General features: G+C 59.7%; 12 protein-coding genes and 1 pseudogene. 6 read left to right on the top strand and 7 right to left on the bottom strand.

The window, feature by feature from the left end:
* From H6B10_RS06520 to H6B10_RS06495, 6 genes and pseudogenes are all read right to left on the bottom strand, one after another.
* Window positions 1–303 (bottom strand): annotated as a pseudogene (locus H6B10_RS06520) (mucin desulfatase); the annotation flags it as partial.
* 12 nt (window positions 304–315) lie between these two features.
* A complete protein-coding gene (gene gnpA / locus H6B10_RS06515; protein ID WP_204650811.1) occupies window positions 316–2487 on the bottom strand; it encodes a 1,3-beta-galactosyl-N-acetylhexosamine phosphorylase in 2172 nt (723 codons plus the stop codon).
* A gap of 17 nt (window positions 2488–2504) precedes the next feature.
* Window positions 2505–2711, bottom strand: coding sequence for a DUF6903 family protein (locus H6B10_RS06510; protein WP_204650810.1), 207 nt, complete (start codon window positions 2709–2711; stop codon window positions 2505–2507).
* Between the two features lie 9 nt (window positions 2712–2720).
* Complete coding sequence (locus H6B10_RS06505) at window positions 2721–3611, bottom strand: carbohydrate ABC transporter permease (protein WP_204650808.1); 891 nt, start codon at window positions 3609–3611, stop codon at window positions 2721–2723.
* 12 nt (window positions 3612–3623) lie between these two features.
* Complete coding sequence (locus H6B10_RS06500) at window positions 3624–4508, bottom strand: carbohydrate ABC transporter permease (RefSeq protein ID WP_204650806.1); 885 nt, start codon at window positions 4506–4508, stop codon at window positions 3624–3626.
* Window positions 4509–4575: 67 nt separating this feature from the next.
* A complete protein-coding gene (locus H6B10_RS06495; RefSeq protein WP_204650804.1) occupies window positions 4576–5934 on the bottom strand; it encodes a carbohydrate ABC transporter substrate-binding protein in 1359 nt (452 codons plus the stop codon).
* A gap of 418 nt (window positions 5935–6352) precedes the next feature.
* Between H6B10_RS06495 and H6B10_RS06490 the strand changes: the two genes are divergently transcribed.
* Both H6B10_RS06490 and H6B10_RS06485 read left to right on the top strand, forming a co-directional pair.
* Entirely contained in the window at window positions 6353–7201 is an 849-nt protein-coding gene (locus tag H6B10_RS06490) for an AraC family transcriptional regulator (protein WP_204650802.1), read from the top strand.
* Between the two features lie 72 nt (window positions 7202–7273).
* Window positions 7274–8458, top strand: coding sequence for a nucleotide sugar dehydrogenase (locus tag H6B10_RS06485; RefSeq protein ID WP_204650801.1), 1185 nt, complete (start codon window positions 7274–7276; stop codon window positions 8456–8458).
* A gap of 49 nt (window positions 8459–8507) precedes the next feature.
* Here the strand turns inward: H6B10_RS06485 and H6B10_RS06480 are convergent, their stop codons facing one another.
* A complete protein-coding gene (locus H6B10_RS06480; RefSeq protein WP_204650800.1) occupies window positions 8508–10778 on the bottom strand; it encodes a glycoside hydrolase family 3 C-terminal domain-containing protein in 2271 nt (756 codons plus the stop codon).
* Window positions 10779–10937: 159 nt separating this feature from the next.
* On the opposite strand from H6B10_RS06480, the gene H6B10_RS06475 reads away from it, so the two are divergent.
* The 4 genes from H6B10_RS06475 to H6B10_RS06460 all read left to right on the top strand — a co-directional run.
* Window positions 10938–11594: a response regulator transcription factor gene (locus H6B10_RS06475; protein WP_204650799.1), complete on the top strand. Its 657-nt coding sequence runs from the start codon at window positions 10938–10940 to the stop codon at window positions 11592–11594.
* A gap of 4 nt (window positions 11595–11598) precedes the next feature.
* Window positions 11599–12945: a sensor histidine kinase gene (locus H6B10_RS06470; RefSeq protein WP_204650798.1), complete on the top strand. Its 1347-nt coding sequence runs from the start codon at window positions 11599–11601 to the stop codon at window positions 12943–12945.
* On the top strand, window positions 12942–13826 hold the full coding sequence (locus tag H6B10_RS06465; protein WP_204650797.1) for a hypothetical protein: 885 nt from the start codon (window positions 12942–12944) through the stop codon (window positions 13824–13826). Before H6B10_RS06470 ends, H6B10_RS06465 begins: the two co-directional genes overlap by 4 nt.
* A gap of 26 nt (window positions 13827–13852) precedes the next feature.
* On the top strand, window positions 13853–14449 hold a 597-nt coding region (locus tag H6B10_RS06460; RefSeq protein ID WP_430661752.1), incomplete at its 3' end, for a hypothetical protein.

Genomic DNA, 14449 nt, shown 5'->3' with positions numbered 1-14449 from the left:
TTTGCCGTCCACGGTGGGAATGACCTGCAGGGTCACCCGGGCGGGGTCTTCGCCCCGCTGGGCAGCCTGCTTGCGCAGGTATTCGTTCACGCCGCAGATGTTCTTCATCAGGCCGTCCGGGTCGGTGAAGGTGGCGGTGTTGATTTTCTGCAGAATGTAACGGCGGCTGTCTCCGTCGGGCAGCTGCACATAGATGCAGTGGGTGGCGTTGATATGCCCTTCGCCGTAGGGCAGGGCACCGGCCACTTCGCCGCCCCAGTTCCAGGCGGCCAGCACATCGGCGTGCTCAAAACGATTTTCCATGATACATCCCCCTCAGATCTCGTACCAGCGGATCTCGTTGGCTTCCAGGTGCAGCGGGAAGCTGGACCCGTCGCCGCGGTATACGGTGGTATCCTGCGGTTCGTAGGTGTTGTTGACCACACAGTACTTGCCGTTCTTTACATAGGCGTGTACTTCCACGTTGCAGTTGTCGCTGAACCAGGTGTGCAGTTCGCCCTCAGCATGGGCGGCCCACAGAATGGCACGGTAGAGCACACGGTTGTTCAGGAAGCTGTAGGGCAGACCGCTGATGTAAACGCCGCGTCCCTGGCCGTACTCGTGGGCGGCCATCTGCACTTCCTTGTCGCGCTGAATCAGGATCTCGGTGCCTTCCAGGGCGTAGATGCTCTTCTTGCCTTCGCCGAAATCCACGTCGTGGTCGGGGCAGTCGGCCAGGATGAAGTGGTCGCGGTGCTCCTCCCAGTTGTACTTGTCGTAGTTCAGGGTGAAGCCGGTTTCCTTCTCCACGCCCAGGGGGGCAGCCAGCTGCAGGTAACGGCCTTGGTACTGGTGGCCGCCGGGCTCACCCACGCCGATCAGGCCGCCGCCGCGGTACACAAAGCCCTTGACGGCTGCTGCAATTTCGGGATCTTCCCAGACCTTGCCGCCGGTGTGGGCGGTGTCGCCGTCGCCCACGTTGATGAGCACGTCAATGCCATCCAGAACCTTCGGGTCGGCCTTGATGTCGTCAAAGCTGATGAACTTCACATCGAAGGGCGCACCGGACAGCGCTTCAATGACGCCGGCATAGCTGTAGTTCTGCTTCTGGTACAGGGCATGGTGCACCATGTGGCAGCCCCAGGCGCGCATCTTGCCCCAGCTGTTCAGCACAGCCACGGTCTTGACACAGTAGGGGGTGGTACCCTTGATGTTTTCGTACAGTTCGCGGAATTCGTCGCAGACGCTCTCCACGTAATCCAGGAACTCGGGGAACTGGCAGGCCAGTTTCAGGTAGCCGCCGTAACCGATGCGGTCAATGGGGCTGCGCAGGATGGCGCGGCGTGCGGTGACCCAGTTTTCCTTGGCTTCCCGGACGGGGTCCCCGCCCTCGTGGAAGGTGTCGGGGAAGAAGTAGGGCAGGAAGCGGCCCTCGGTATATTTGACGCCCTTGATATCGGAGATCAGGCGCAGGGTGGAACCGTTGCCCACGCTGCCTACCACGGCGTCCACACCGGCGTTCTGGAACTCCGGCATGAAGGGTTCGGTGCCGATCCAGTGGTCGCCCAGGAACATCATGGCTTCCTTGCCGTATTCGTGGGTGATGTCGGTCATCTCGCGGACCAGCTTGGCCACTTCCCGGCGCTGGAAGGCCTGGAAGTCTTTGTACTCCTTGCTGGGCACACGGTACTGGTTGTTGTAGTAGCCCTGGTCGATGATGAACTCGGGGCGGAACTTGTAGCCCACCTCTTTCTCAAACTGCTCCAGGATATAGGGGCTGACGCTGGCGGAATAGCCGTACCAGTCCACGTATTTTTCCCGCTTCAGTTCGTCGAACATCAGGGTGAACTGATGGAAGAAGGTGGTGTAGCGGATGACGTTCACATAGGGGTGGGTCTCGATGAATTTGCGCAGCCGCTCCATGGTGTACTTGTGGGTCTTGGGCTGGCGTACGTCGAAGGTGATCTGATGCTCGCAGTCTTTCCAGTCGTTGACCACGGCGTTGTACATGTGCACGGGGTCCCAGATCAGGTAAGCCAGGAAGCTGACGGTGTATTCATGGTAGGCGACGGGGGCGTCAATGACCACACAGCCGGTGCTCTCGTCATAATGCCAGGCGTCGGGGGCCAGGGGCTGGCCGGCGGTGCGGTCCACCACTTCCCACCAGCGGGTGATGTCGTCCCGGGTGTTGGGCTGCATCAGTTCGGGGCTGATGCCTTTCATCAGGGGAATGGACAGGGGTCCTTCGGCGGCGGTGTAGAATGCCGTCATGATGTAGCACTGCTGTACTTCATCGAGGTTGGCCTTGGCCCAGGCGTTGTCCTTGCGGGTGGTGTAGTAGGTGGCGTACACTTTGGCGCCGGTATCTTTGAGCTCCTGCGGAAAATCAGTGCCGTCGCAGTCGCGGATGGCGTCGGCGCCCCAGCGGGCCAACAGTTCCTTGGTCTGGGGAATGACGTCAATATCGGTGGGAATGGTTACGCGCCCGCGGAGTTTGGAATCCTGCATGGTGATGCTCCCCTTTCTTATTTCTTAGGCTTTTTGCCGTCTTCAAACGGCTTGTTGTAGATGGCCAGTGCGGCCAGCAGCAGGGCAACGCCCAGAATCATGATGCCCAGCCCGGCCAGCTGACCGGTCATGGTCCAGCCGAAGATGACCAGCGCCACCGCCAGCACGAACAAAACGGCGATCAGTACGATGCGCAGGGCGGGATGTTCTTTCCAGAATGCCATAAGATCACCTTAGCCTTTCAGGCCGCCCACGGTCATGCCCTGGGTCAGCTGTTTCTGCACGCAGATGTAGAGGATGAGGGTGGGCAGCATGACCAGCACCAGACCGGCATACATGGTGCCGTACTGGGCGGCGCTCTGCTGGGCCTGCATCAGGTTCAGCAGGCCTACCGGCAGGGTGCGCGGCGCGCTGGTGGAGCTCATCAACGTCATCGAGATAATGTATTCGTTCCAGAAGGAGAGGAAGTTGAACAGAATGATGGTGATAATGCTGGGCTTTGCCATGGGGAAGATGATGCGCACCATGGTGGTGCCGTAACCGGCGCCGTCGATGTAAGCGGCTTCCTCATAGTCGTGGGCCAGGGTGGCAAAGTAGCCCGACAGCAGGTAGATGGTGAAGGGCAGCGCCGTGGAGGCGTAGACGACCGCCAGCACAAACAGGTTGTTGAGCAGGAAGCTGGAACCGGTCAGGGATTTGAGCCAGTTGTCGCCGTCGCGCAGCATCAGGAAGATGGGCACCACGATGTAGTTCACGTTGATGAACAAACCGGCCATGAACAGGGTGTGCAGCAGTTTCTGCCCCACAAACTTGAAGCGGGCCAGACAGTAGGCGGCAGGCAGGGCAATGATGAGCAGAAGCACCAGGGCCAGCGCCGTGACGATGACCGAGTTGAGCATGTAGGAACCCATCTTGGCGCCGTTCCAGGCGTCCACGAAGTTCTGCCAGTAGAAGCCCGCGGGCAGCGCCCAGGGGTTGCCGTAAAATTCAGAGTTCTGTTTGACCGACGCCATGAATACCCAGGCCACCGGTACCAGAATGCTGATGGCCAGCAGTGCCAGGACCAGGTAGATGAACGCCTTATACAGCCGTTCGCCCGAACGGGAGGTAGTTTTTTCTTGCATGGTTGCCCCTCCTTAAAATTCCAGCGGCTCGCGGTCGGTGACCTTGTTGACGACGGCCGACAGCGCGAAGGAGAACAGGAAGATCACGACGCCAATGGCCATGCTGTAACCGTACAGGCCGGCGTCTTTCTGGCTGTACATGTAGTTCAGGGCCACGTCGGAGGCACCGTTGGGGCCGCCGCTGGTCATGGCCTTGACAAACAGGAACGCCATGTTGATGGTAGAGATGATGAAGAAGGTCAGGGTGGTGCGGATGTTGGTCCAGATCAGGGGAATGGTGATCTGGAAGAACTGGGTCACCCGGCCGGCGCCGTCCAGGTTGGCACTCTCATAGAGGCTTTCGGGCACGGCGGACATGGAAGCCATGTACATGACCATGTAGTAACCGATGGCCTGCCATACCATGGCGATGATCAGCGAAGGGATGACCAGGGTCTCACCCTTCCACAGGATGGGGTCGGTCATGGTGGTGAACAGGCCGATGATGCTGTTGAGCATACCGTTTTCGGGCTTATAGATGGCCGAGAAGATACCGGCGATAACGACAACAGACAGAATGTTGGGAATGTAGAACACCACGCGGAAGAAGTTCTGGCCTTTGATCTTTTCCCGCGTCAGGATGGCGGCAAAGACCAGGGCGAACCCGAAGGTGATGATGGTGACGATAACCACCAGCAGGATCATGTTCTGCATGGAGCGGATGAACTGGGTGTCCTTGAACAGCTGCTGGAAGTTGGCCAGCCCCACAAAGGTTTCGTTGGGGGAGTAAGCGCCGCGCTCAAACAACGACATACGGAAGACGTTGAGCGTGGGCACGATCATAAAGATAAAGAACAGGATGGTGGCCGGTGCCAGGCAAAGCACCAGAAACCGGCTGCGGCCCTTGTTTTTATTCATAGGAACAACGGCTCCTTTCGCGATAGAAAAGGCGGGGGCACCCGAGCGCCCCCGCTTTTTGCTGAAATTACTCGATGATGTTGGCACGCATCTGATCGCTGGCGGACTTCACACCCTCGATCCACTGTTCTTCGGTGATGGAGCCGGAGACCAGAGAGTTGACGGGGTCAAAGAAAGCGGTGCGGACTTCCACGCCGGGGATGGCGTTGAAGGCAGCAAAGTTGCCCATAGCGGCTTTGGCGCCGTTGTCGTAGATGGAGTAGAAGAGCTTGTTGTCGCCTTCCAGGGTGTCGGCGATGCCCAGCACAGGCTGGATGGCGCCGGACTCGGCAAAGATCTGGCAGGCGGTGTCGCTGTACAGGAATGCAATAAACTGCTTGGCAGCATCCTGATGCTCGGCGCCGGAGGGAATCCAGCACTGCTCGAACCAGGTGTAGCTGTAACGGTCGCCGCCTTCAGAAACGGCGGGCAGAGCGGTCATGCCCCACTCAAAGCCGTCAGCGCGGGGAGCTTCAGCCATTTCGCCCACGATCCAGGTGCCGTTGGGCATGAAGATGGCCTTGTTGTCCAGCACCAGCTGCTGGTTCTGGGTGAAGTCCTGATCGTTGGCCTGGGCCGGGGTGATGGGGTTGGTGTACTTGGCCAGCTTGGTAACGATGTCGAAGCAGGTCTGTGCCTCGGGGGTATCCCAGATGCCTTCCTCGTAGTGGGTGGCCTTCTCGAAGAACTCGGGGCCGCCGGCAGAGTACATCAGAGCGTAGAAGAAGGCGTCAAAGTAACCGGTGGTGGGGTAGGTGAAGAGGTAGATGCCTTCTTCCAGGGCCTTGTCGCCCAGTTCCCACATTTCGTCCCAGGTGGTGGGCACTTCCCAGCCCTTTTCCTTCAGCAGGCCGGCGTTGTAGAACAGACCGCAGGGGCTGTAGAACATGGGCGCCAGATAAGTCTTGCCGTCGTTGTAGGGGTTGGTCAGGGAAGTCTCGGTAAAGCCGCCGGCGATCTTGTCGCTGACCTTCACGTCCTCGCCGGGAACGGTCATGCTCAGCACGTCGGTGATGTCGGCAATCAGGTTGCCTTTGATGAACTGCTCGGTCAGGGCAGCTTCACGGCCGGTGGCCAGGTGGATCACGTCGGGGTAATCGCCGCCCTGCATGGAGGGGCCGATCACGTCTTCCAGGTTCTTGTCGGTGGTCAGTTCCACGCCGATGCCGGTCTGCTCGGTGAAAGCGTCGGCAACTTTCTGCCACATTTCGGTGCCGTAAGCGGTCTCGATGGCAGCAACCTTGATGGTGGTGGTTTCAGCGGCAGCACCCTCGGTGGTGGCTGCGGAGCTGTCGGACGCTGCGGTGGAGCTGGATGCCGAACCGCCGCAGGCAGCCAGGGACAGTGCCATGCTGGCCGCCAGCGCCAGGGAAATTACTTTCTTCATTCTGTTTTCCTCCTTCTGGATGAAGCGGATGGAGCGATCCCGCCGCACAGGCGGGATGTCCTGTTGACATCTTTATCATACCGTTTTCACCAAATGCTCACAAGGGATTTGTTGAGCACAACTTTATTGATATTGCTTTGCTGCGGTTACAAAATTCCTACAGAAGCAAGAATTTGAAAATTATGACCAAATCGGGGCTCGCTTTCTTATCTATTTTGCTCATAACGGGGGTGAAAAATGAATTTTGACGATTTTTCGAAAAAAGTTCAGTGAGCAAAAAAGTGCTTTGGGGTGCTTGTCAAACGGGCACAGGGCGGCTATAATGAAAGAAAATAAAACCTGCTTTTTATTAAATGTACAGAATTTATGCAGGTTGTTGCTGGTTTTATGAATTTTGTACTGCCAGGAGGATGACGAGATGAATACCCGCTATGATCTGGATATGGAAGTCCCCCCGCGGGAAGCGGTACGCCTGCTTTATATCAGCAAAAGCCGTTTTGGCGGCGACTGGCATTCGGTGCCCCATACCCATGCCTGCAGCGAGATGTTTTACTGCATCAGCGGCCGGGGCCAGTTTAATATTGAAGGTACCCTGCACAATGTGGAACCGGATGATCTGATCATCGTCAATCCCCGGGTACAGCATACCGAGCTGAGTTACCAGGCCAACCCGCTGGAATATGTGGTGCTGGGCATCGAGGGTGTGGAATTTCTGTTTGACCAGAAAAACCTGGGGTACACCATGCTCAAATGCCACGATATGCGGGAAGATATGCTGTACATGATCCGGATGCTGCTGCGGGAGATGGACGGCAAAGAAGACGGCTGTGAGATGATCTGCCAGGACATTCTGGAAGTGCTGCTGGTCAAACTGGTGCGGATGGCTTCCGTGTCGGTGCGCATCACCAAGGAGGCTTCCAAAAATAAGGAGTGTGCTGCAGCCAAACGGTATCTGGACGAAAACTTCCGCGAAAGTATCTCGCTGGACCAGCTGGCTGCCGTGACCCATATCAATAAGTATTATCTGGCCCATGCTTTCCAGAAAGAGTACAATATCTCGCCCATCAATTACCTGCTGCGCCGCCGCATTACCGAGAGCAAGGCGCTGCTGGCCAGCACCGACCACAGCCTGACGCAGATCAGTGAACTGGTGGGTTTCAGCTCGCCCAGCTATTTCTCCCAGAGCTTCCGCCGCCTGGAGGGGATGAGCCCCATCGAATACCGCCGTATGGTCCAGAAAAACCAGGAGGAACGGCAGGACAAGTAACCGGTCCTCGGTTGCGGGAAGCAGCAAAACATGGTATACTGAACAGAAATATCTCTGTAAGGAGTCCTGTCTATGAAGATCGCCGTTGCCGGTACCGGGTATGTGGGGCTGAGCATCAGTGTATTGCTGGCCCAGCACAATGAGGTATGGCCTGTGGATATCGTGCCGGAAAAGGTCGCCATGCTGGCATCCGGCAAAAGCCCCATCTCGGACAAGGAGATCGAGCAATATCTGGCTGAACGCACGCTGGACCTGCACCCCACCACCGACGCGGCGGCTGCCTATACGGGCGCGGATATCATTGTGGTATCCACCCCCACCAACTACGACCCCAAAACCAACTATTTCGATACTTCCAGCGTGGAGAACGTGCTGGAACTGGTGGGGCGGTACGCCCCCGAGGCCCTGGTGGTCATCAAATCCACGGTGCCGGTGGGGTATACCCGTTCGGTCCGTGAGAAATTCCACAACCCGAACATCATTTTCAGCCCCGAATTTTTGCGGGAAGGCCATGCGCTGTATGATAACCTGTACCCCAGCCGGATCGTGGTGGGCGTACCGGAAGGGGACGAGGCGCTGGCACAGCGGGCGCACACCTTTGCCCGGCTGCTGGAGCAGGGGGCCATCAAGCAGGAAATCCCCACGCTGTTCCCCGGTCTGACCGAAGCCGAAGCCATCAAACTGTTTGCCAATACCTATCTGGCACTGCGGGTGGCCTACTTTAATGAGCTGGATACCTACGCCCAGGTGCGCGGGCTCAACACCCGGGACATCATTGACGGCGTCTGTCTGGACCCGCGCATCGGGGACCACTACAACAATCCCAGCTTTGGTTACGGCGGTTACTGCCTGCCCAAGGATACCAAACAGCTGTTGGCCAACTATAACGATGTGCCCCAGAACCTGATCCAGGCCATTGTGGAGTCCAACGCCACGCGGATGGATTTTATTGCCGAGCAGGTGCTGCGCCGCAAGCCCCGGGTGGTGGGCGTCTACCGCCTGACCATGAAGGCGGGCAGCGATAACTTCCGGCAGTCCAGCATCCAGGGGGTCATGCGCCGCCTGCGGGCCGAGGGCGCGCCGCTGGTGATCTATGAACCCATGCTGCGGGAGGGTACCTTCTGCGGTGACCGGGTGGAACGGGATCTGGAGGCCTTCAAGGCGGAATGCGATGTGATCCTGGCCAACCGTGCCGCGCCGGAACTGGCCGACGTAAAAGAAAAAATCTATACCTGCGATCTGTACAGCCGCGACTGATAAAGTAAAAATCCCGGTGGGAAATTCCCACCGGGATTTTTTATGTGTGTTATTCCTGCACGGCTTTGCGCAGCGTTTCCAGCAAAGTGGGCAGAGCGGCAGCCGCTTTGGGTCCGCCAAAATTGGTCAGGGCACGCAGCGGCATGGCGTCCAGCATCTGGGCCACCGCTTCGGGGGGCATCAGGTCATCGCCGCCGCCGTTGGCCATGGCCTCGTTGTCGCTTTCCAGAACGGTGCGGACCGCTTCGGCGGTGCGGGGGTCGGCCAGCAGAATGCCCAGCGGCGTATTTTCGTCCACCATCAGCGGCAGATGCCGTTTGGTCTGGAATTGCAGCGATACCGTGGTGCGGATATCGCGGCTGGAATGGCCCAGACGCAGTTCATACCGGCCGGGGGCTGCATACCAGTCGTGCAAGGCGGTTTCGTAATGGGCCAGATCCCGGGCTGTCAGGGTAAAGCTGACTTCGCATTCCTGGCCGGGGTCCAGTGTGACCTTCTGGAAGCCGCGCAGCACCTGGGGGACCCGTCCGCCCGCCGTGGGGGTGTTGGTGGCATCGCTTACATACAGCTGTACCACTTCGGCGCCGCGCATGGTGCCGCTGTTGCGTACTTTTACCCGCAGCGTAACGTGGCCGTCCTCTTCCAGCGTATCGTTGTCCAGGGCGGCATCCCGGTAGACAAAACCGGTATAACTCAACCCGTGACCGAAGGGCCAGCGTACCGGCATGTGGCGGCCGTCGTACCAGCGGTAGCCTACGTAGACGCCTTCCCGGTAGTCGGCGGTGATGCCGTCGCCGGGGTAGTCCAGGTAGCAGGGGGTGTCTTCCAGCCGCAGGGGCCAGGTTTCGGGCAGGCGGCCGGAGGGGTTGGCTTCGCCCCACAGCAGGGCGTCAGTGGCTTCTCCAATGCCTTCCCCGGCCAGATACATGCACAATACCGAGGAAACATCCCCGGCCCAGGGGCATTCCACCGGCGCACCGGCGTGCAATACCACTACGGTGTTTTTCTGAACCGCTGCCACCCGGGCAATCAGGTTGTTCTGGCAGTCCGGCAACCGCATGTGGCGGCGGTCGGCGCCTTCGCTCTCAAAAATATCCGGCAGACCGGCAAAAATCACCGCTACGTCGGCTTCCTCGGCGGCGGTCACTGCCCGCAGGAATTCCTGCTCATCCCGCTGGTCACGGTCGGCAGGGAACCCTTCCACATAGGTCACCGCACGGCCCTTGCCGCGGGCGGCGGCCAGGGCACCAATGGCAGCATGGGTATTCACATGGCTGGAACCGCCGCCCTGATAGCGGGGCTGGTCCGCAAAGGCACCGATATACACCACTTTCTGCCCGTCATGCAGGGGCAGCGCGCCCAGGTTCTGCACCAGTACGCCGGTTTCTTTGGCCAGTTCCACCGCCAGTGCGTGGTCGGCGCTGCGGTCAAACACGGCCGGGGTCTTGCCCAGATCGGCGGCCCGCAGCACAATGTTCAGGATGCGGGTCACGGCTTTGTCCAGAACCTTCTCGTCCAGGGCACCGCTGCGCACCGCTTCCACCAGTTTGGCATCGTTCACGCCGCCCGAACCCGGCATCTCCAGGTCCAGCCCGGCGGCTACGCCCAGCACCCGGTCATTCACCGCGCCCCAGTCGGACATGGTAAAACCGGTAAAGCCCCAGGCGTCGCGCAAAATATCTTCCAGCAGCAGTTTGTTCTCGCTGGCATAGGTGCCGTTTACCCGGTTGTAACTGCACATCAGGGTCCAGGGCTGGCTGTCCCGTACCGCCGTTTCAAAGGCGGGCAGGTAGATTTCGTGCAGTGTACGCTCGTCCATCCGGCTGTTTGCCGACATGCGGCGGGTCTCCTGGCTGTTGGCGGCAAAATGTTTGGGGCAGGCACCCACGCCCTCGCTCTGCACGCCCTGGATGAAGCCGGCGGCCAGTTCCCCGGCCAGGAAGGGGTCTTCGCTGTAATATTCAAAGTTTCGGCCGCACAGCGGGCTGCGCTTGATGTTGATGGCAGGGCCCAGCACAACGCCTACGCCCACGGCCCGGGCCTCCCGGCCCAGCGCGGCGCCCATACGCCGGGTCAGCGCCGGGTCAAAGCTGGCAGCCGCCGCGCATCCGGCAGGATAACATACCGCTTCGATGCTGTCGTTAGGGTTGTCACTGCCGGGCTTTTGGGTACGCAGGCCGTGGGGACCGTCGGATACCATCAGGGCCGGAATGTCCAGCCTTTCCACAGCTTTGGTGCGCCAGAAATCCAGACCCGAACACAGACCGGCTTTTTCTTCCAGCGTCAGGGCCGAAACCAATTCTTCTACGGTAGAGCGCATAAGTCACAGGCTCCTTTTGACATTTTTGTAAGTTTTGGTACATTATACCACGGCGGCTATGCTAAAATAAAGGAAATTGTGTAAATTTACCACGAACTTTGTTACAACTACGATACAAACGGGATGTATCATAAAAGCAGGAAAGAAAAGGAGTCACGTATGACGCATGTTTTGATCGTGGAGGATGAACGCCTGATCGCACGGCTGATTGAGATGAGCCTGACCCGCGCGGGGTACGACTGCACCGTGGCGGGGGACGGCCGCACAGCGGCGGATCTGATCGAGGAAAATGACTATGACCTGGCGCTGCTGGACATTATGCTGCCGGGCCTGGACGGGTACGAACTGCTGGATTATCTGCGGCCCCAGGGCGTGCCGGTGATTTTTATCACCGCCAAGGGGACTGTGAAAGAGCGGGTGGAAGGGCTGCGCCGGGGCGCGGACGACTACATTGTGAAACCTTTTGTGGTGGAGGAACTGCTGGCCCGGGCGGAGTCTGTGCTGCGCCGGGCAGGCCGGGGCAATGTGATGCAGGCCTTTGATGTGGTGCTGGATGCCGGGGAACACACCGTGACCCAGAACGGCAAGCCGGTGGACCTGACCCCCAATGAATTTCTGCTGCTGGAACAGCTTATGCGCAACCGGGGGGCTGCCCTCTACCGCGATACCCTTTATGAGCGGGTATGGGGCGGTGACCGGACCGAAACCGATACCCGCACCCTGGATCTGCACATTATGCGGCTGCGCCGCAAACTGCACTGGTATGACCATATCGAAACCGTTTACCGCATCGGCTACCGCTTGAAAAAGGAGTGACCTCATGCGTTACGCACAAAAACTCATCTGCCTGTTGCTGCTGGTGCTCAGCGCGTCCTTCGGTATCGGCGGATGCTATCTGTTGTACAGCGATTTCGGCGTACAGCTGGAACGTATCGACAGGGCCAATGCGGCCGCCCATGCCCAGACTTGCACGCTGGTGCAGACCGAGATCATCGACCTGCAGCGCCGTGGGGAAGATGTGGGCGACCAGACGGTGGCAAACCTGCTGCTGGCCAAGGACAGGGAAGTTGCCCTGTGGCGCGGGGAAACGCAGCTGTGCGATACACTGCCCGTTGCCTGTGATGCGCCGTTGCAAAACGGCACCATGCGCACAGTGCGCAGCGGCGAAACGGTGACGGCGCTCTACGGCAGTGATTTGCAGGGCAACCTGCATCTGGTCAGCGCCTTTGATCTGACCGGTTTGTATCAGGACCGGAACGCCAGTCTGCGGCGGTTCCTGGGGCTGGAAGCGGTGGTGCTGGCAGCGGGGGCGGCAGTTATGGCCCTGCTGGCGCGGCAGGTTACCCGCCCGCTGCGGGTGCTTACCGCTACCAGTGCCGAGATCTCAGCCGGGGAATACGGCCGCCGCACCGACCTGCATACCGGGGATGAGCTGGAACAGGTAAGCCGCAGCTTTGACAAAATGGCCGATGCTGTGCAGGAAAAAATCGCCGATCTGGAAGCGGATGTGCAGAAGCGGGAAGATTTTATGGGCGCGTTCACCCATGAGCTGAAAACCCCCATGACCAGCATCATCGGATATGCCGATGTGCTGCGCAGCCTGCAGACCGACCCGGAAGAACAGCGGGAAGCGGCCGCTGCCATCTACCACGAGGGACGGCGGCTGGAGTCCCTGAGCCAGAAACTGCTGGCTTTGCTGGCACTGGGGGAGGAAGAACTGCAACTGACCGATGTGGATCTGGCTGACTTGTGGCCGCAGCTGCGGGCAGCCTGCCCGGCGGTGAATCTGCAGACCCCGCAGGACCACTGCGTGGTAGAAGGGGATGCGGACCTGCTGCTGGATCTGCTCTGCAATCTGGTGCAGAACGGTGCCAAGGCCGGCGCGCCCGACGCACCCGTTGCAGTACGTTGCCTGCCGGGTGCGGATACGGTGACATTGGAAGTGGAGGACCACGGCTGTGGTATCCCCCAAACAGAAATTGAACGGGTGACCGAGCCGTTTTATATGGTGGATAAATCCCGCGCCCGCAAGCAGGGCGGCAGCGGACTGGGGCTTGCCTTGTGCAAACGCATTGCGGCCGCCCACGGCAGTGACCTGGTGATCGAAAGCGAACCGGGACAGGGCACCACGGTGCGTGTCACCCTGCGGAAAGGAGGCACTCCATGAGCCTTTGGCAGCATCCCCGCTGGATGGCGGGACTTTGCGCGGCGGCGGTGCTGGTATGTGCAGCGGCCCCGGCGGTGTTTCTGACGGCGGTGGATGCCGCTGTGCTGGGCCGCAGCGAAACCGTGAAAGATGCATACACGGCACCCACGCCCAGCGGCGAGGATTATTATGTGCTGCGCCAGCTGACGGCCCGGCAGGAAAAGCAGAGCAATCTGACCCCCGTTCCCGGAACGGAAGAGGACCCCAGCCGTCCGGCACTGAAAATGTACATTGGCGCCCAGAACAGTCTGGAAAACATGACCAATGGCTATGATTATCAGGAAACGGTGAACACCACCCTGCAAAATCTGGCGGACGGGGGCGTCATCGCCCCCCAATGGGCTGCCTGGGCGACAGACTGGGGGGATGCGACCCAGGCGTATGTGGGCTACGATGGTGCGTATTATCCTTTGGACGTACCCTATTACGCCACCGACAGTCTGGGCTTCGTGACCCTGAAACGCTTTGCACTGGAGCAGGAATCCCTGTACACGGCTTTCAGCATGACCATGGACAGCCGCACAGGCGTGGTGACCCAACTGTGGATCTCGGCTCCGCGGCAGGGGGATGAACCGCCGCCCACCCCGGGCGAAGAAGCCCTGCTGGCCTTTGCCGACCGGGCCGGGCTGGAAAACCTGGGGGACTGGGCAAAACCGGAAAACTCCCCTTATCCCAACGCCCTGTACAGCCGGAACGGCCAGGCACTGATCACAGCTCTGGTCAGCCCTTATGAATATTCCGGCTGGACCAATGCGGCGGGAACCGTCACCAGTCAGCGATGGTTCCTGAGCCTGAGCCTGCAGCCTTTTTCCGAGGAGGATTTGCCGCAGCTGGTACCCTGAAACAACCAACATAAAGGAGAAACTGTATGAAACGATTGTTGTCCTGTGCCCTGGCGCTGACCCTGACCCTTTCCCTGGCAGGGTGCGGAAGCCCCGGGAAGGTCACCGTCACCCCCGAAGAAGCGGCCACCCCGGCCCCGGTCCCGCAGGAGGAAACCCCCGCGCAGACCGCCGCCCCGGCGGGGGACTTTTACGCCATCAGTTCCAATTATCTCGCCGGCGACGGTTTCAATACAGGGGATGCCTGGTATTCCCTGGAAAGCCATCTGGGCTATGCGCTGGTCACCAAAACCGACTATGCCACGGCCACCCGGCAGGTGCTGTGCAGTGTGCCGGGCTGTGCACACGATTCGGAATCCTGCCCGGCCTGGCTGCCGGGGCGGGGGAATGAGGTAAGACTCTTCACGGCGGGGGACATGGTCTATGTCTACCACCCGGTGGCCACCATGCACTACGAAGGCAGCTGGGATGACTACTACGCCGAGGTGGTGGAACCCAAACTGAAAGAGCGTCCCCAGGGGTGGGAGGACCTGACCGACGAGGAACTGGTGACCTTCTGCCGCGGCCGGTATGAGGAATGTTCCGCCCCGGCGGGCCTCTATTGCATCGAGGGGGACGGTGCC

This window comes from Gemmiger formicilis, from assembly GCF_016901605.1.
GTDB classification, from domain to species: domain Bacteria; phylum Bacillota; class Clostridia; order Oscillospirales; family Ruminococcaceae; genus Gemmiger; species Gemmiger formicilis_B.
This window is presented reverse-complemented; position numbering and strand designations above follow the sequence as displayed.